At 72.6% G+C, this 16,335-nt stretch carries 18 protein-coding genes; 9 read left to right on the top strand and 9 right to left on the bottom strand.

Annotated elements, in window-relative coordinates; translation table 11 throughout:
• From ACUP6Y_RS18950 to ACUP6Y_RS18935, 4 genes are read right to left on the bottom strand one after another with little or no spacing between them, the layout of a single operon-like run.
• Complete coding sequence (locus ACUP6Y_RS18950) at positions 1–360, bottom strand: response regulator (RefSeq protein WP_462552404.1); 360 nt, start codon at positions 358–360, stop codon at positions 1–3.
• Positions 357–851: a chemotaxis protein CheX gene (locus tag ACUP6Y_RS18945; protein WP_462552403.1), complete on the bottom strand. Its 495-nt coding sequence runs from the start codon at positions 849–851 to the stop codon at positions 357–359. Before ACUP6Y_RS18945 ends, ACUP6Y_RS18950 begins: the two co-directional genes overlap by 4 nt.
• 8 nt (positions 852–859) lie before the next feature.
• Positions 860–1,222, bottom strand: a complete 363-nt coding sequence (locus ACUP6Y_RS18940; RefSeq protein ID WP_462556765.1) for a response regulator — start codon at positions 1,220–1,222, stop codon at positions 860–862.
• Positions 1,223–1,233: 11 nt separating this feature from the next.
• The gene (locus ACUP6Y_RS18935) at positions 1,234–2,088 is read right to left on the bottom strand and encodes a CheR family methyltransferase (protein ID WP_462552402.1); all 855 of its coding nucleotides are present in this window, start codon (positions 2,086–2,088) and stop codon (positions 1,234–1,236) included.
• A gap of 72 nt (positions 2,089–2,160) precedes the next feature.
• Between ACUP6Y_RS18935 and ACUP6Y_RS18930 the strand changes: the two genes are divergently transcribed.
• Positions 2,161–3,219 (top strand): protein-glutamate methylesterase/protein-glutamine glutaminase, encoded by a 1,059-nt coding sequence (locus ACUP6Y_RS18930; protein ID WP_462552401.1) that lies wholly within the window; start codon positions 2,161–2,163, stop codon positions 3,217–3,219.
• 17 nt (positions 3,220–3,236) lie between these two features.
• On the opposite strand, the gene ACUP6Y_RS18925 is transcribed toward ACUP6Y_RS18930, so the two are convergent.
• The 5 genes from ACUP6Y_RS18925 to ACUP6Y_RS18905 all read right to left on the bottom strand — a co-directional run bounded on the left by ACUP6Y_RS18925 (position 3,237) and on the right by ACUP6Y_RS18905 (position 7,451).
• Complete coding sequence (locus ACUP6Y_RS18925; RefSeq protein ID WP_462552400.1) at positions 3,237–3,563, bottom strand: hypothetical protein; 327 nt, start codon at positions 3,561–3,563, stop codon at positions 3,237–3,239.
• Positions 3,560–3,949, bottom strand: coding sequence for a flagellar export chaperone FliS (fliS, locus tag ACUP6Y_RS18920; protein WP_462552399.1), 390 nt, complete (start codon positions 3,947–3,949; stop codon positions 3,560–3,562). The genes ACUP6Y_RS18925 and fliS overlap by 4 nt, the downstream gene beginning before the upstream one ends.
• Positions 3,950–3,958: 9 nt before the next feature.
• A complete protein-coding gene (gene fliD / locus ACUP6Y_RS18915; protein WP_462552398.1) occupies positions 3,959–5,302 on the bottom strand; it encodes a flagellar filament capping protein FliD in 1,344 nt (447 codons plus the stop codon).
• A gap of 80 nt (positions 5,303–5,382) precedes the next feature.
• Entirely contained in the window at positions 5,383–6,504 is a 1,122-nt protein-coding gene (locus ACUP6Y_RS18910) for a flagellin N-terminal helical domain-containing protein (protein WP_462552397.1), read from the bottom strand.
• A 110-nt stretch (positions 6,505–6,614) separates the two neighbouring features.
• Positions 6,615–7,451, bottom strand: coding sequence for a sigma-70 family RNA polymerase sigma factor (locus tag ACUP6Y_RS18905; protein ID WP_462552396.1), 837 nt, complete (start codon positions 7,449–7,451; stop codon positions 6,615–6,617).
• Positions 7,452–7,669: 218 nt separating this feature from the next.
• Between ACUP6Y_RS18905 and flgN the strand changes: the two genes are divergently transcribed.
• The 8 genes from flgN to ACUP6Y_RS18865 all read left to right on the top strand — a co-directional run bounded on the left by flgN (position 7,670) and on the right by ACUP6Y_RS18865 (position 16,224).
• Positions 7,670–8,167, top strand: a complete 498-nt coding sequence (flgN, locus tag ACUP6Y_RS18900; RefSeq protein WP_462552395.1) for a flagellar export chaperone FlgN — start codon at positions 7,670–7,672, stop codon at positions 8,165–8,167.
• The gene (gene flgK / locus ACUP6Y_RS18895) at positions 8,167–9,570 is read left to right on the top strand and encodes a flagellar hook-associated protein FlgK (RefSeq protein ID WP_462552394.1); all 1,404 of its coding nucleotides are present in this window, start codon (positions 8,167–8,169) and stop codon (positions 9,568–9,570) included. Before flgN ends, flgK begins: the two co-directional genes overlap by 1 nt.
• A gap of 17 nt (positions 9,571–9,587) precedes the next feature.
• The gene (locus tag ACUP6Y_RS18890; protein WP_462552393.1) at positions 9,588–10,478 is read left to right on the top strand and encodes a flagellin N-terminal helical domain-containing protein; all 891 of its coding nucleotides are present in this window, start codon (positions 9,588–9,590) and stop codon (positions 10,476–10,478) included.
• A gap of 8 nt (positions 10,479–10,486) precedes the next feature.
• Positions 10,487–10,876 (top strand): flagellar assembly protein FliW, encoded by a 390-nt coding sequence (fliW, locus tag ACUP6Y_RS18885; RefSeq protein ID WP_462552392.1) that lies wholly within the window; start codon positions 10,487–10,489, stop codon positions 10,874–10,876.
• A gap of 41 nt (positions 10,877–10,917) precedes the next feature.
• The gene (locus ACUP6Y_RS18880) at positions 10,918–11,163 is read left to right on the top strand and encodes a carbon storage regulator (RefSeq protein WP_462552391.1); all 246 of its coding nucleotides are present in this window, start codon (positions 10,918–10,920) and stop codon (positions 11,161–11,163) included.
• A gap of 125 nt (positions 11,164–11,288) precedes the next feature.
• Positions 11,289–13,475: a chemotaxis protein CheA gene (locus tag ACUP6Y_RS18875; protein WP_462552390.1), complete on the top strand. Its 2,187-nt coding sequence runs from the start codon at positions 11,289–11,291 to the stop codon at positions 13,473–13,475.
• Positions 13,472–13,948, top strand: a complete 477-nt coding sequence (locus ACUP6Y_RS18870) for a chemotaxis protein CheW (protein WP_462552389.1) — start codon at positions 13,472–13,474, stop codon at positions 13,946–13,948. Before ACUP6Y_RS18875 ends, ACUP6Y_RS18870 begins: the two co-directional genes overlap by 4 nt.
• Complete coding sequence (locus ACUP6Y_RS18865) at positions 13,945–16,224, top strand: methyl-accepting chemotaxis protein (protein ID WP_462552388.1); 2,280 nt, start codon at positions 13,945–13,947, stop codon at positions 16,222–16,224. Before ACUP6Y_RS18870 ends, ACUP6Y_RS18865 begins: the two co-directional genes overlap by 4 nt.
• Positions 16,225–16,335: the final 111 nt, after the last annotated feature.

The raw sequence follows: 16,335 nt of genomic DNA, 5'->3' as shown, positions 1-16,335 counted from the left end.
TCAGATCACGCTGCGGAGCGCGTCGTCGAACGCCTCCGGGGTGAACGGCTTGGCGATGAGGAAGGCGGCGCCGGCGGAGGCGGCGCGCTCGCGCATCTCCTCCGAGCCCTCGGAGGTGACGAACCCGAACGCGACCGTGGAGCCGGAGGCACGCAGGGCCGAGAGGCAGTCGATGCCGTTCATCTCCGGCATGTTCCAGTCCGAGAGGACCAGGTCCGGCGCCTCGCTCCGGACCAGCTCGAGCGCCTGGCGACCGTTCTCGGCCTCGACGATGTCGTGCCCGCCGTGCCCGGCCTGGCGCAGGGTGCGGATCACGATCTGCCGCATCACGCGGCTGTCGTCGGCGATCAGGATCTTCATCGGGTGCCTTCCTGCGGGACGGGGACGTGGACGGAGACGCGGACGGGGGCGCCCTGCCAGGCGAGGTCGAGCCGGCAGACGACGGCGGTGTCGCTCGCGAAGGCGGCGCGACCGGCGGCGACGGCGGGCAGCGAGAGCACGCTCGGGCCGGGCATCAGGCTCTTCACGTTGCCGCCGACCATGTTGACCAGCTCGCCGACGGCGTCGGCGACGTCGCTGTCACCGGCGTCCTCCTCGGCGGGCAGCGCGAGCATCCGGGCGGTCAGCCGGCGGGCCAGCACCTCGCCGAGCTCGACGGTCACCACGCCCTGCCAGCCGCCGCTGATCGTCGTGGCGGCCGACCAGGCGGCGGCCTCGAACGGCGTCCCCGGCGGCAGGGCGCGCGGCAGCAGGATCGCGTCGTTCCCGAGCAGCGCCATCCACACGTCCTCGGTGACGGCGAGGACGTCCTCGGACTCGGGGACCTCGACCTGTGGCAGCACCGCGCTCATGCGGCGATTCACGCCGGCACCAGCCCGAGCAGCGAGAGCTTGTCGACGATCGCGTCCGGCGTGAACGGCTTGATGACGTACTCGTGCGCGCCCGCGGCCAGGGCCCGCACGATCTGCCGCTGCTCGCTCTCGGTGGTGACCATCATCAACGTGATGTCGCGCCACTGCGGGTTCGCGCGGACCTCGGTGATGAACGTGTAGCCGTCCATCACCGGCATGTTCCAGTCGACCAGGCACACGTCGGGTACGACGCCCGCGCGCAGCTGGTCGAGCGCGGCCTGGCCGTGCTCGGCCTCGCTCGTCTCGAAGTCCAGGTCCGTGACGATGCGGCGCAGGATGCTGCGCATCGCCCGGGAGTCGTCGATGATCATCGCTCGCACGGTCAGGCTCCTGTGCTGGTGAGGGTCGGGGTCAGCGAACGGGCGGGGGCCCGGCGGTAGGCGGGCACCCGCCCGATCTGCTCGCGCTGCCACGCGGCGGCGAGGTCGGCCGGCATGTCGAGGGTGGTCTCCGACGAGCCGAGCAGCAGGTAGCCGTCCGGGCTGAGCATCGGCAGCATCCGGCGCAGGATGTCCTGCTTGGTGGGGGCGTCGAAGTAGATGAGCACGTTGCGCAGCCAGATCACGTCGAAGATCCCCAGCCCGAGGTACGGCGCCGCGAGGTTGAGGTGCTGGACGGTGACTCGCTCGCGCAGCCGCTCGGCGATCTCCCACTCGCGGCCGTCGCGGGTGAAGTAGCGGACCAGGCTGGTGGCGGGCAGGCCGCGGTTGACCTCGACCTGGCTGTACCGCCCGGCCCGGACCCGCTCGAGCATCGCGGTGGAGATGTCGGTGGCGACGATCTCATAGGTCCAGCCGGCCGGCAGGTGCTGGTCGAGCAGCATCGCGATCGAGTACGCCTCCTGTCCGCTCGAGCACGCCGCGCTCCAGATCCGCAGCCGCCGGGTGACCTGGCGACCCTCCAGCAGTGCGGGCAGCATCGCGTCGGTGAACGCCTGGTACGGCGTGTGGTCGCGGAACCAGCTCGTCTCGTTGATGGTCAGCGCGTCGACCACCTTGCGCCGCTCGTCGGCGTCGAACGCCAGCCGGGCGACGTACTCCTCGAGACCGAGGCCGCGCGCGGCGGCGAGCGGGTTGAGCCGGGCCTCGACGAGGTACTCCTTGCCCTCGTCGTACACCATCGACGTCTCCCGGCGCACGAGCGCCGAGACCGAGGCGAAGGCGGCGGACGTCGTCATGCCCGCTCCATCGGCGGTGTCCGGGGGGACCTGAGCCCTCAGACCGAGCAGCCCCGCGCCGATGAGCGAGCCGTGACACAGATCAGGGTTCTCGTCGTCGACGACTCGGCGCTGGTACGCCGGCTGGTGACCGCCGCGCTGCGGCAGGCGCCGGACATCGAGGTCGCCGGCGTGGCCCGCGACGGCGTCGAGGCCGTGCGCATGGTCGACGAGCTCGCGCCCGACGTCGTCACCCTCGACATCGAGATGCCGAACCTCGACGGGCTCGGCGCGCTCACCCGGATCCGGGAGAAGCACGCCCGGCTGCCCGTGATCATGTTCTCGACCCTCACCGAGCGCGGCGCGACCGCTACCCTCGACGCGCTGTCCCGCGGCGCGTCGGACTATGTCACGAAGCCGTCCAACACCGGACAGATCGCCGACGGCATCGCCGCGATCCGCGACCAGCTGGTGCCCCGGATCCGGGCCCTGGCGGGGATCCGCAAGCTCACGCCGGGCACCTCGATCCCCGTCGTGCGACGTGAGCGGCCGCGTCCCGCCGTCGCGCCGGTGACGGCGCTGCTGATCGGCTGCTCGACCGGTGGTCCCGACGCGCTCGCCCGGCTGCTGCCGCGACTGCCTGCCGACCTCGGCGTACCGGTCCTCGTCGTGCAGCACATGCCGCCCGTCTTCACGGCGATGCTCGCCCAACGCCTCGACAAGCTCAGCGCACTGGCCGTCCGCGAGGCCGTCGACGGTGAGCCCGCGCACCCTGGTGAGGTGCTCATCGCCCCTGGCGACCGCCACCTGCGGCTGCGGCGGGCCCCGGCCGGCGTCCACGTGGCACTGGACCAGGGCCCCCAGGAGAACTTCTGCCGTCCGGCCGTCGACGTGCTGTTCCGCTCCGCCGTCGAGGTGTACGGCGCCGGGACGCTCGCCACCGTGCTCACCGGCATGGGGCAAGACGGTCTCGCCGGCGCGCGGGAGCTCGCCGCGACCGGCGCCCGGATCGTCGTGCAGGACGAGGAGAGCTCGGTCGTGTGGGGCATGCCCGGCGCCGTCGCCGGTGCCGGCCTCGCCGACGACGTGCTCCCGCTCGACCAGCTCGCCGACCGGATCGTCGCCACGGTCCGGCGATCGCGGGCCGCCTGATCCGGGCGCGGTCGTCGTCAGGCGGTGACGTCGAGGTAGACCGGTCCCGGTGGCACGGTGGTCGCCCGGCCCACCCGGTCGGCGACCTGCTGCTGGCGACGGTTGTCGTCGAGTGTGGCGGGGATCGCGGCCATCAGCCGTTGCTGGCGGGCCAGCAGCAGCCGGGTGCGGGGGACCAGGTCGTTGGGCAGCGGGCCGAGGTCGGCGGGCGGCAGCCAGGGCTCGAGGGTCGCGCCGGCGGGTCCGCCACGCAACATCCGCTCGGCGTGGTCGGCGTGCGCCTCCAGCCGGTCGAGCGCCTCGGTCCACGAGGAGGGGCGATCGGGTCGCTCCGGGCCGCTCACGACAGGGCCGCCGCCATCGCGGCCTCGCGCCAGGTGTCGCACAGCTGGCGGGCGAGGGTCAGGCTCTCGGCGGTGACGCGCGGGTCGCGTCGTACGTTGGCGAGGACCAGACGGTTGCGCAGGAACTCGTAGAGGCTGGCGAGCTGCTTGCCGGCCGGCATCCGGTCCACGTCCAGGCTGTGCTCGAGCTCGAGGACGATGTCCTGGGCGTGCAGCAGGTGGCGGTGTGCCTCTGGCCAGTCGCCGGCCCGCTGGGCGGCCAGGCCGCGCTCGACGTCGAGCACGAGGCGCTCGACGAGCATGACGAGCAGCCGGGCCGGGGACGCCGTGGCGACCGCGTTGTCGCGGTAGGCGGAGTGGGCTGTGCTGCGGTGGGTCGCGTACATGGTCCGTCCTCACTCCCTGGAGCTGGTCAGGGCGTCGAGCTGGCTGGTGAGCCAGTTGGACTGGCTCTGCAGCTGGGACATGGCGGTCTCGAGGGCGGTGAACTGGCGCTCGAGGGAGGCCCGCCGGAGCGCGAGCCGGTCGTCCCAGGCCGCGATGCTGTCGTTCAGCCGGGTGATCGCCGCGGTACGGCCGTTGACCGCGTTGGTGACGGTGCCGTCGTACTTGTCGCTGGCGCTGGTCGCGACCGCCTGCACGCGGGCCGCGAAGCCGTCGGCGCCGGTGATGGCCGCGGTCACCGCGTCCGGGTCGGCGGCGTAGGCGGCGGCGAACTTCGTCTCGTCGAAGGAGAGCCTGCCGTAGCGGTCGAGCTGGATGCCGTACGTCGCCAGCGAGGTCCCGTCCTCCGGGTAGATCGCCGTCGACAGGCCGCCGGAGACGGCCCGCAGCGTGCTGTCGCCCGAGAGCACCCCGGCCTTGGTCGCGTCCGCGTTGTGGGCGGTCGCCGTCGCGATGGCGTCGAGCATCCCGTTGATGTCGTTGACCAGCGACTTCACCGCGGCCGAGCGGGATGAGGCGTCCCGGGTGACCGCGATGTCGGCGCTGCCGGTGGCGGCTGAGCCGAGGGTGATGGTGACGCCGGGAGTGACGTCGGCGAAGGTGTTGGTCGCCGAGGTGGCGGTGATGCCGCCGATGGTGATGCTGGCGTCGCGTCCGGCGCGGACCGTCGTACCGCCCAGCAGGGGGGATCCGTCGGCGGCGGTGAGGTCGAAGGCCTCGGCGGCGCCGGTCGCGGTGGACTCGACGAGGAGCCGGAACTGGTCGGTGCCGCCGGTGGCGCCGACCTTGACCAGGGTGGCCCGCACGCCCTGGTCGGCGGCGTTGATGGCGGTGGCCACCTCCTCGAGGGTGCCGCCGGTGGTGCTGATCGTGATGTCGGCCTGGCCGGCGCGCTTGAGCACGACGTCGGTGCCGGCGCCGGTGACGACGTCGCTCGCCGCGTGGGGCTCGGCGAAGGCGAGCTGGTGGCTCAGCGCGGTGCGGTCGACGGTCACGGTGAACGCGCTGGGGCTGGCGCTGTTGGTCGCGGTGACGGTGACCGCGGTGTTGCTCGAGGTCGCCTTGAGTGCGGCCCAGGTGCCGGTGGTCGTGGAGGTGGAGGCGAGGGAGCCGGCGGTGCTGCCGAGGGTCGCGAGGCGGGCGTTGAGCTGCTGGTAGCTCGACAGCCGGCTCTGCTCGGTGGCGAGCTGGGTCTTCAGCTTGCTCTGCGGCACGGCCTCGAGCGACATCAGCTGGCTGATGATGGTGGCGGTGTCGAGGCCGCTGGCCAGACCACCGATGCTCGCGGTTGCCATCGATTCCTCCGAAGGGTGTCAGGAACGGCCGATGCCGGCGGGGCCAACGGCCCCGCCGGCGTCGGGGAGTCGGTGCTCGATCAGCCGCGGAGCAGCTGGAGAACGCCGTTCGGGGCCGAGTTGGCCTGGGCGAGCATCGCGGTACCAGCCTGCGAGAGGATCTGGGACTTGGTGAAGCTCATCATCTCCGAGGCCATGTCGGTGTCGCGGATCCGCGACTCCGAGGCGGACAGGTTCTCGATCGCGACGTTGACGTTGGCGATCGTGTGCTCGAACCGGTTCTGGTAGGCACCCAGGTTGGCTCGGGCGGTGGAGACCGCGCTGATCTGGGTGTCGATCGTGTTGATCGCGGCCTGGGCGTCGGCGTGGGTGGCGAAGCTCAGACCGCCGGTGACGGCGGCGCCGGCGGCGATGCCGGTGCCGGGCGCGGTGACGTCGACGGCGCCGCCGACCTTCGACGACACGACCAGCTGGTTGGTGTCGTTGACCGAGGCGCTGAAGTTGGCCGCGAAGCCGGTGTCGCCGTTGAGAGCGTCGGCGACGTCGTTCACCGTGTGGTAGGTGCCGGCCGCGCCGAGGGTGACGGTCGCGGTGGTGGCGGGCGTGGTGGTGGAGAAGGTGACCGCGCCGGTGACCGCGGTCGGGGTCAGCACGTCGAACTTGGCGCCGGCGGCACCAAGGTTGCTGGCGATCGACACCACGTTGGCGGTGGCGAGGTTGACGGCGATGTTGCTGTCGGAGTCGCCGTCGGCGCCGACCTGGAAGTTCAGCGTGCCCGCGCTGCCGTCGAGCAGCTTGGTGCCGTTGAAGTTGGTCGAGTTGCCGATCCGGGTCAGCTCGGAGGTGAGCTGGTCCGCCTCCGCCTTGATGTTGGCCCGCGCCTCGGTGTTGTTGCTGTCGTTCGACGCCTGCACCGCGAGGTCGCGCATGCGCTGCAGGATGGAGTGGACCTCGGTGAGCGCACCCTCCGTGGTCTGGACGACGGAGATGCCGTCCTGGGCGTTGCGGACGGCGACCTTGAGGCCACCGACCTGGGAGCGCAGGCCCTCGGAGATCGCGAGACCGGCGGCGTCGTCGGCGGCCCGGTTGATCCGGAAGCCCGACGACAGCTTCTCCATCGACTTCGAGAGCTGACCCTGCGTCACCGACAGGTTGCGGTAGGCGTTGGTGGCCTCGATGTTCTGGTTGATGCGAAGACCCATGATGGTTCCCTCCTGGAATCAGGTCACGTGGCCGGGGACCGTCCGTGGTCGCCCGTCGGGGTGGTGATCGGTACGCCGGCGGCGCACCTGAGCGGTTTCGCGCCGCGTCCTCAGCCGACCGCGTCGAGCGGGCTGAGGCCGCGCCGCAGGCCGGCGGCGTGCCGGGCGGCGACGGCCGCGAAGTACGACTCCCGGCGGCGCTGGGCGACCCCGCCGGTCTTCCCGGTCGCGCGGACCAGGGCCGGCTCCAGCTCGTGGTTGAGCGCGTCGCGCAGCAAGGACAGCGCCTCGGCCCGCATCTGGGAGATCCGGGAGTCGGTGACGCCCAGGTCCTCGGCGATGTCGGCCATGGGCCGCTCGGAGAAGAAGTAGTCCTCGACGACGACCCGCAGCCGGTCGGGGAGCTCGGCGATCGCCTCGCGCAGGTAGGTGAGCCGCTCGCCGTGCTCGAGCAGGTCCTCCGGAGAGGGGGCGCGGGTCGGGACCAGGTCCTCGATCGGGGTCGTGCTCGAGCCCTGCAGCGACAGCACCTGCGCCCGGGAGACGTCGTCGTCGTTGGCGATGACCTCGTCCTCGCTGAGGCCGCTCGCGCGGGCGACCTCGGTCAGCGTCGGGGTGCGGCCCAGGACCACGGCCAGCTGGCTGCGGGTCTCGGTGAGGTCGCGGGCGCGGCGTCGTACCGACCGCGAGGCCCAGTCGACCGAGCGCAGCTCGTCGAGCAGCGCTCCGCGGATCCGGGTGGCGGCATACCGGTCGAAGGGGACGCCGCGGGTCGCGTCGAACGCACGGGCGGCCAGGACCAGCGCGATCAGGCCCGCCGAGGTGAGGTCGTCGCGATTGACATGGGAGGGGACCCGGCCCAGGGTCTCCCGCACGATGTGCCCGACCAGGGGCATGTGGCTGGTGATCAGCTCGTCCGTACCCGAGGTCGTCTCGTTCGCGTTCACATGCACGAGGGTCCGGGCTCGCGCCGGCGGCGCGCAGGGCAATGGCCGCCAAGTGGCCGGTCGGTCGGCCGAATGGGGACCCAGGTCCCGGGTCCGGGTGGTCCGCACGGACAACTCCGCCTCGTCCGTCCGGCGAAAGCGCTCAGGTCGGGCACCGGACGGGCGATGGGACGACACGAGTGTCCCCGCAGCTCGGGGCGGACGGAGAGGTCGGAGTCGTGGTCGACGCAGCAGACATGGACAAGCTCTCACAGGTCCTGTGGCGCGAGCGGGAGATGCTGGAGGCGCTGGCCTACCGGCTGGAGGTCGAGCGTCTGGTGCTCGCCAGCGGCCGCACCCGGTGGCTGGTCAACGCCACCCGCGACATCGAGGACCTCCTCGACGACCTGCGCGCCACCGAGGTGCTCCGCGCCACCGCCGCCGACGAGGCGGCCGCCGCCCTCGGGCTGACGCCGAACCCGTCGCTGGCCGCGCTGGCCGAGGCGGCCCCCGACCCGTGGGCCGGGATCCTCCGCGACCATCGCGACGCCCTGGTCGCGATCGCCCGCGACATCGCGGAGACCTCCGAGGAGGCCAAGGGCCTGCTCACCGCCGGCTACCGCTCGGCCCGCGAGACCCTGCTCGCCATCGGCGGTACGACGACCGCCAGCTACACCCACGCCGGCACCGTCGTCGCCGACGCGCCCCGTCACCACCTCCTCGACCGGAGCCTGTGATGGCCGGGTCGTTCGGGTCGATCAACACCGCTCTCTCCGCATTGCGCTACAACCAGGTCGCGCTCGAGGTCGCCGGCAACAACATCGCCAACGCCAGCACCGACGGCTACGTCCGGCGCGGGGTCGTCGGCGCCTCGGTCAGCAGCGCGCAGGCCGCGCTGTGGTCGCGCTACGACGGCCACGGCGAGGGCGTCGCCGTCGGCGAGGTGCGCCGGATGACCGATCCCCTCCTCGACGCGCGGGTGCGGCGCGAGCACGGACTGCTGTCCTACCTCTCGACCAGCCGCACGATCCTGGCCCGGGTCGAGGAGGGCGTCGGCGAGCCCGGCGCCAACGGCGTGCATGCCGCGATGCTCGACCTCCGCAACGCCTGGCAGGACCTCGCGCTCAACCCCGGCGGCACCGCCGCCCGGCAGCAGGTGCTCGGCCGCGCCGAGACCCTCGCCCAGGCGCTGCGCGGCCAGGTCGCCAACATCACCGGCGAGGAGGCCGACCAGCGGATCCACGCCGTCAACCTGGTCAGCGAGGTCAACACCGCCGCCTCCGGCCTGGCGCAGCTCAACCACGACATCCTCGTCACCGAGCAGAACGGCACCGACGCGGGTGTGCTGCGCGACCGGCGCGACCAGCTCGCGCTGCGTCTCGCGGAGCTCACCGGCGCGGTCACCACGGTCCAGGCCGACGGCCAGTTCGCGGTCACCGTCGCGGGCACGCCGCTGGTGCAGGGCAAGGAGGCCGGCAGCTTCGTGCTCGCCTCCGGCATCACGCCCACCGGCGAGGCCGACGGCGCACCGATCGGCTATCGGATCGACGCCTCGTGGGGGAGCAGCGTGCTCCCGTCCGGCACCGCCGGGCCCGGTGGCGAGCTGGGCGCCGTCACCGAGGTGCTGACGACCACGCTGCCGGCATACCGCGCCGGCCTGGACGCGGTCGCCGCCGAGCTCGCCGCGAGCCTCAACGCCCAGCAGGCAGCGGGGTACGACGCCACCGGGGCCGCCGGCGCACCGCTGTTCGGCTACGACCCGCTCGTCGGCGCGGCCAGCCTGCAGGTCGCGATCACCGACCCCGCGCAGCTCGCCGCGTCCAGCGTCGGCGGCGGTGCCCTCGACGGCGGCAACGCCGACCTGCTCAGCCGGGCCGGCACCTACCCGGACGCCTACCAGCGCCTGGTCAACGGACTCGGGACGGACGTGGCGGCCCTCGACCGTCGGACCGCCAACCAGACGGCGCTGGCCGGCGCCCTCGACGACGCCCGCGAGCAGCAGGCAGGCGTCAACCTCGACGAGGAGACGGTCAACCTGGTCGCCGCGCAGCGGGCCTACGAGGCCGCCGCCCGGTTGATGACCACTCTCGACGAGGTCCTCGACACGCTCATCAACCGCACCGGCCTGGTCGGCCGCTAGCGACCACGGGGGGACTCATGACGATCGGACGCGTCACGCAGCGCATGCTCACCGACAGCTCGCTGGCCAACCTGCAGCGCAACCTCGGCCAGCTGGCCGCGCTGCAGGAGCAGCTGTCGACCGGACGGGTGATCAACCGGCCCTCGGACAACCCGACCGGCACCACCGCCGCCATGCGGATCCGTACCTCGGTCTCCGACCAGGGCCAGTACGCCCGCAACGCCCAGGACGGTCTCGGCTGGCTCACCCAGGTCGACAGCACGCTCGACGGCGTGACGACCGCCGTACGCCGGGCGCGCGACCTCGCCCTCCAGGGCGCCAACACCGGCGCGATGGGCCAGCAGGCCCGCGACGCGCTGGCCATCGAGATCGACGGGATCCGCGAGCAGCTGCTCGGCCAGTCCAACGCCAGCTACCTCGAGCGGCCGGTCTTCGGCGGCGTCACCGCCGCCGGCCGGGCCTACGACGAGGACGGGAACTGGGTCGGCGTCGCCGGCGCGGTCAACCGGCGCGTCGCCGACGACGTCGTCGTCCGGGTCGACGTCGACGGCCGCACCGTCTTCGGCGACGGTGCCGACTCCGTGTTCGCCGAGCTCGACGCGCTCGCCGCCGCCCTTCGCTCCGGCGACACCGCGGGGATCACCGCGTCGGTCGACGTGCTCCGCGCGCGCGAGGACACCGTGACCGGCGTACGGGCGGCGGCCGGCACCCGCTACCAGCGCATCGAGCAGTCGGCCCAGGCCGCCGCCGACGCCACGATGTCGCTGCAGAACAACCTCAGCTCGATCGAGAGCGCCGACCTCGCCGAGACCACCGTCCACCTCAAGCTGCAGGAGGTCGCCTACCAGGCCGCGCTGGCCGCGACCTCGCGCGTCATGCAGCCCAGCCTGCTGGACTTCCTGCGATGATCGAGCGCATGGACCTCCCCGTCATCGAGCTGGCCCGCCCGATGCCCGGGTTCCCCGACGACGCCCGCTTCGCGCTGGTCCGCCTCGACGACGACGGCGTGCTCCACGGCTTCCGCTCGCTCGACAGCCACGACCTGCAGTTCGTGGTCGTCCCGCCCGGCCCGTTCTATCCCGACTACGCGCTCGACCTCGACGACGAGACCGTCACCGAGCTCGGCATCGACGAGTCGTCCGCCGCTGACGTGCTCGTGCTGCTCGTCGTCCGCGCCGGCTCCACCCTCGCCGACACCACCGTCAACCTGCGCGCGCCCCTCGTCGTCAACCCCGTGACCCGCCGGGCCAGCCAGGTGATCCTCGACGACGCCGACCTCCCGCTCGCCGCACCGCTCGTCGCGTAGATCCCGCGTCGCCGCCGACCCGCTGGGTATAGCCTCACCACGTGCTGGTTCTCTCGCGTCGCATCGGCGAAAGCGTCGTCATCGGCGGCGGCTCGCCCGAGGCCGTGACGGTCACCGTCCTCGAGGTCCGCGGCGACGTCGTACGGATCGGCATCGACGCCCCCCGCTCGGTCGCCGTCCATCGCGCCGAGCTGCTCGCCGAGCTCGCCGACGCCAACGCCGACGCCGCCTCCCCGCCCCACGCCGCCGTGACCTCCCTCAGCGAGGCCCTGCGCTCGCGCACCTGACCAACGGGTCCACCCGGTTGCCCGGGCAGGCCACCCCGCCCTCGGGACTAGGTCCCAACTCTCTTGACTCGCCTCACCCGGCCCGCCTCACCGCCGATGGGGGAGCGAGCCTGAAGGGAGGGCGGATGGACGACGACGCCGAGATCATCGCCGAGTTCCTCGTGGAGTCCCACGAGAACCTCGACCAGCTCGACCGCGACCTGGTCGAGCTCGAGCAGCAGCCGGACTCCCGGGAGCGGCTGTCGAGCATCTTCCGCACGATCCACACCATCAAGGGGACGAGCGGCTTCCTCGCCTTCAACCGGCTCGAGCAGCTGACCCACGTGGGGGAGACCCTGCTGTCGCGGCTGCGCGACGGGGAGGTCGTGCTGACGCCCCCGATCGCCGAAGGACTGCTCTCGATGGTCGACACGGTCCGCGCGCTCCTCGACGGGATCGAGCGCACCGGTCGCGACACCGACCCCGCCGTCGACGTCGACCCCGTCGTCGCGGTCATCGAGGGCCTGCTGGCCGCCGACTCGGTCACGGAGGAGCCGGACGTGTCCCCGGCGGCTTCGTCCGCGACCGAGCCGGTGCCGTCGGCCACGGAGTACGTCGAGCCCGAGCCTCCCGCCGACGAGCCCGCCCCGACCGTCACCGCCGACGCCGTCGACGCTGCCGACACCGGCGAGCGCCGGACGGTCGTGGACGCCTCGGTCCGCGTGGACGTCGACCTCCTCGACGACCTGGTCGACCTGGTCGGCGAGCTGGTGCTGACCCGCAACCAGCTGCTGCAGCGCAGTCTCGGCTCCGCGGACGCGGAGCTGGTGCGCGCGAGCCAGCGCCTGGACCTGGTGGCCAGCGAGCTGCAGGAGTCGATCATGAAGACCCGGATGCAGCCGATCGGCCAGGTCTGGTCGAAGATGCCGCGGGTCGTGCGCGACCTGTCCCACCAGCTCGGCCGCGAGGTCGAGCTGGCGATGGAGGGCCACGAGACCGAGCTGGACCGCAGCCTGCTGGAGGCGGTCAAGGACCCGCTGACCCACCTGGTGCGCAACTCGCTCGACCACGGCATCGAGCCCCCCGACGTACGCCGCGCCGCGGGCAAGGATGCGAAGGGCACGCTGACCCTGCGCGCCTACCACGAGTCCGGCCAGGTGGTCGTCGAGATCGCCGACGACGGCAAGGGCATCGACCCCGCGACGATCGGCGCGGTCGCCGTGGAGCGGGGAGTCGTCACCCGCGACCAGCTGTCCCGGATGGATGCCCGCGACGTGCTCGGACTGATCTTCCGCCCCGGCTTCTCCACGGCCGCCGCGGTCTCCAACATCTCGGGCCGCGGCGTCGGGATGGACGTCGTGCGCACCAACATCGAGCGGATCGGCGGCAGCGTCGACGTCTCCTCCGAGCCCGGACGCGGTACGACGACCCGGGTCCGGATCCCGCTGACGCTGGCCATCATCCCGGCGCTCGTGGTGGGGGAGGGCGGCGAGCGGTACGCCATCCCGCAGGCCAACCTGGTCGAGCTGGTCCGGATCGAGGGCGACGACCTGCGTCGCCAGGTGGAGAACCTCGCCGGCGCGCCGGTGCTGCGGCTGCGCGGCCGGCTGCTGCCGCTGGTGTCGCTCGCCGAGACCCTGGGTGGCGCGGCACCCGAGGACGACGCGCTGACGGTCGTGGTCCTGCAGTCCGACGAGGTCCGCTTCGGCCTGTGCGTCTCCGAGGTCCACGACACCCAGGAGATCGTGGTCAAGCCGATCGGGCGCCAGCTCAAGGCCCTGACCATGTACGCCGGCGCGACCATCATGGGCGACGGGCGGGTGGCGCTCATCCTCGACGTCGCCGGGATCGCCGGGACGGTCGGGGTCGCCGGCACCCAGCAGGAGGCGGTCGACGGCCGCGCCGTGGGTGCCGACGACCGGACCGCGCTGCTCGTGCTGGAGGTCGCCGACGGCCGGCGGGCCGCGCTGCCGTTGGCGGCGGTCGCCCGGCTCGAGGAGTTCGGCCGCGACCGGGTGGAGCGCAGCGGCACGTCCGAGGTGGTGCAGTACCGCGACGGGATCCTCCCGCTGGTACGCCTCGCCACCGCGATCGGCCTGCCCGACACCAGCGACCAGGGCGAGCAGATCAGCGTCGTGGTCCACGAGACCGGAGACGCCGCCGGCGCGGTCGGCATCGTCATCGACAAGGTCCTCGATGTCGTCGAGGTGGCGATCAGCGCGAGCGAGGTCGGTCGTCGTACCGGCGTCAGGGGCAGCGCCGTCGTCCAGGACCGGGTGACGGAGCTGGTCGACCTCGAGGCCGTCGTCGCCCGGTCGGGGGTGCCGGCATGACCACGGCGACGACCACCCGCACTGCCGAGCAGTACTGCACCTTCTGGGTGGCCGGCCTGTTCTTCGGCGTCGCGGTCGACGAGGTGCAGGAGGTGCTGCGCCGCCAGCCGATGACCCCGGTGCCGCGGGCCGATCGCGCCGTCACCGGCCTGATCAACCTGCGCGGGCAGATCGTCACCGCCGTCGACCTGCGGGTGCGCCTCGGGCTGCCGGACCGCGAGGGCGACGAGCTGCCCATGAACGTGATCGTGCGCAGCCGCGGCGAGGTGGTCAGCCTCCTCGTCGACGACATCGGCGACGTGATCGACACCGCCGGCGTCGATCCGCAGCCCGCGCCGCCGACCATGCCCCGCGCAGTGCAGGACGTCGTCCGCGGAGTGCGGCCCCTGCCCGACTCCATCCTGCTCGTCCTCGACGCCGACCGTGCGGTCGACGTCACGACCACACCCGAGACCACCGGAGGAAGACCGTGACCGAGACCCTGGACCCGCCGGTGAACGGCACCGGCCCCGCGACCACCCGCAAGACCCGGCCGGCCCCGGCGCCCGCCGTCGACTACGCGCTGTACGACGCGCTCGACTCCGGCGCCTTCGTCGTCGACCCCGACTACCGGGTCCGCTACGTCAACCGCCAGGCCCGCGCCGAGCTCGTCGCGGGCGGCCCGGACATCCCCCAGGTCGACCCGGACACGCTGATCGGCGCCTCCTTCGAGGGGATCTACCTGCACCCCGAGCTCGGCACCCGGGTCACCGCGAGCGCCGCGCACCTGCCGCTGACCGACCGGGTCACCTCCGAGCACGCCACGCACGACGCGTCGTTCACGGCGATCCACGACAACACCGGCGCGTACGTCGGCGCCCTGGTCGCCTTCGAGAACGTCACCGAGCGACTGCGGGTCGAGCAGCAGATGGCGATCGCCAGCTCGATGATGGAGAACAGCCCGACGAACATGATGTTCGCGGACCTCGACTTCGTCATCCAGTACATGAACCCGGCGTCCCTCGAGACCCTGCGCAGCCTGGAGGACGTGCTCCCGGTCAGGGCGGACGAGGTGGTCGGCTCCAGCCTCGACATCTTCCACAAGACCCCGGCGTACCAGCGCGGCCTGCTCGCGACCGCCGACCATCTGCCGCGGCGCGCGAACATCCAGGTCGGCCACCAGACCCTGGACCTGCTGGTCAGCGCGATCACCGACACGAGCGGTGCGTACGTCGGCGCGATGGCCACCTGGGAGGTGATCACCGACCGGCTGCGGATCGAGCGCGAGAGCACCGAGGCGGCCGCCGACACCTCGGCCGTCAACAAGATCCTGGCGGGCCTCGGCTCGGCGAGCGACGTGGACGCCGCGGTCCAGGTCGCGCTCGACACGGTGCGCGGCGAGTTCGGCTGGGCGTACGGCTCCTACTGGAGGGTCGACCCGGCGGACCGGCTGTTGAAGTTCGACCGCGAGTCCGGCGACGCCGGCCCGGAGTTCCGTCAGGTCACCCTGCAGGCGTCCTTCGCGGAGGGGATCGGTCTCTCCGGCCGGGCGTGGGCGCAGCGGGACCTCTACTTCACCCAGGACATCGGCGAGATGACCGACTGCGTGCGGGCGCCCGTCGCGCAGCGGGTCGGCGTGAAGTCGGGGGTCTGCTTCCCGGTGATCGTCGACGGCGAGGTCGTCGGCACCATGGACTTCTTCGCGACCGAGACCCTCCAGCCGAGCCCCCAGCGCCTCGACGCCCTGCGCAACGTCGGCCGTCTGGTCTCGCAGGCCATCGCGCGGATCAACCGCGAGGTCGCGGATCGCGAGGCGGCCGCCGTACTGGCGGGCAAGGTCGCGCAGATCCTCGACGTCGTCTCCGCGGCCGCCACCGGCGACCTGACCCGCGAGCTCGACATCGACGGCGACGACGCCGTCGGCCAGGTCGCCGACGGGCTGCGCGCGCTGCTGAGCACCCTGCGCTCCAGCATGGGCAATATCAGCGGTGCCGCCGAGACCCTCGGTGCCGCCGCCACCCAGCTCACCTCGCTCGCCGAGGGCATGGGCGAGGGCGCCACGACGACCTCCGACCGTGCTGCGTCTGCTTCGAGCGCGTCGGTCCAGGTGTCGGCCTCGATCCAGACCGTCGCCACCGCCGCCGAGGAGATGACCGCCTCCATCCGGGAGATCGCCAAGAACGCCACCGAGGCCGCCACCGTCGCCACCGACGCCGTCACCGTCGCCTCCGAGGCCCAGGGCACCGTCGCCTCGCTCGGCGAGTCCTCCGCCGAGATCGGCCAGGTCATCAAGGTGATCACCTCGATCGCCCAGCAGACCAACCTGCTCGCCCTCAACGCGACCATCGAGGCCGCTCGCGCCGGCGACGCCGGCAAGGGCTTCGCCGTGGTCGCCAACGAGGTCAAGGAGCTGGCCAAGGAGACCGCCAAGGCGACCGAGGAGATCGGCCAGAAGATCGAGGCCATCCAGTCCGACACCCAAGGCGCCGTCTCCGCCATCAGCCGGATCGCCGACGTCATCGCCCGGATCAACGACATCCAGTCGACGATCGCCTCCGCGGTGGAGGAGCAGACCGCCACCACCAACGAGATCGCCCGCTCGGTCACCGAGGCCGCCGCCGGCGCCAACGGCATCGCCGAGGACGTCACCCAGGTCGCCACCGCCGCCGCCGACACCCGGGAGGGGGCCGAGAACACGCTCGCCTCCGCCACCGAGCTCACCGGTGTCGCCTCCGAGCTGCGGGACATGGTGGGTCGGTTCCAGCTCTGAGCCGCGTCGGCGAGGTGCCGGAATCGCCTCTTCAGAGGTGGTCCCTGCACCTCCCGACGTGTGCCACGGCCAAGAACCGCAAGCAACGGCCAGGAAGTGCGCCCGGACACG

The organism is Nocardioides sp. S5-5 (genome assembly GCF_054954065.1).
Note: the sequence above shows the minus strand (reverse complement) of the source record. Positions and strands in the feature narration are given on the sequence as shown.

What these genes read in the sequence shown, in the direction of transcription:
- ACUP6Y_RS18875 (WP_462552390.1), top strand. Translation starts at nt 11,289, where the DNA reads ATGGACGACGACGCCGAGATCATCGCCGAGTTCCTCGTGGAGTCCCAC.
- ACUP6Y_RS18950 (WP_462552404.1), bottom strand. Translation starts at nt 360, where the DNA reads ATGAAGATCCTGATCGCCGACGACAGCCGCGTGATGCGGCAGATCGTG.
- ACUP6Y_RS18940 (WP_462556765.1), bottom strand. Translation starts at nt 1,222, where the DNA reads ATGATCATCGACGACTCCCGGGCGATGCGCAGCATCCTGCGCCGCATC.
- ACUP6Y_RS18935 (WP_462552402.1), bottom strand. Translation starts at nt 2,088, where the DNA reads ATGACGACGTCCGCCGCCTTCGCCTCGGTCTCGGCGCTCGTGCGCCGG.
- flgK (WP_462552394.1), top strand. Translation starts at nt 8,167, where the DNA reads ATGGCCGGGTCGTTCGGGTCGATCAACACCGCTCTCTCCGCATTGCGC.
- ACUP6Y_RS18910 (WP_462552397.1), bottom strand. Translation starts at nt 6,504, where the DNA reads ATGGGTCTTCGCATCAACCAGAACATCGAGGCCACCAACGCCTACCGC.
- fliW (WP_462552392.1), top strand. Translation starts at nt 10,487, where the DNA reads ATGGACCTCCCCGTCATCGAGCTGGCCCGCCCGATGCCCGGGTTCCCC.
- fliS (WP_462552399.1), bottom strand. Translation starts at nt 3,949, where the DNA reads ATGTACGCGACCCACCGCAGCACAGCCCACTCCGCCTACCGCGACAAC.
- ACUP6Y_RS18870 (WP_462552389.1), top strand. Translation starts at nt 13,472, where the DNA reads ATGACCACGGCGACGACCACCCGCACTGCCGAGCAGTACTGCACCTTC.
- ACUP6Y_RS18890 (WP_462552393.1), top strand. Translation starts at nt 9,588, where the DNA reads ATGACGATCGGACGCGTCACGCAGCGCATGCTCACCGACAGCTCGCTG.
- ACUP6Y_RS18945 (WP_462552403.1), bottom strand. Translation starts at nt 851, where the DNA reads ATGAGCGCGGTGCTGCCACAGGTCGAGGTCCCCGAGTCCGAGGACGTC.
- fliD (WP_462552398.1), bottom strand. Translation starts at nt 5,302, where the DNA reads ATGGCAACCGCGAGCATCGGTGGTCTGGCCAGCGGCCTCGACACCGCC.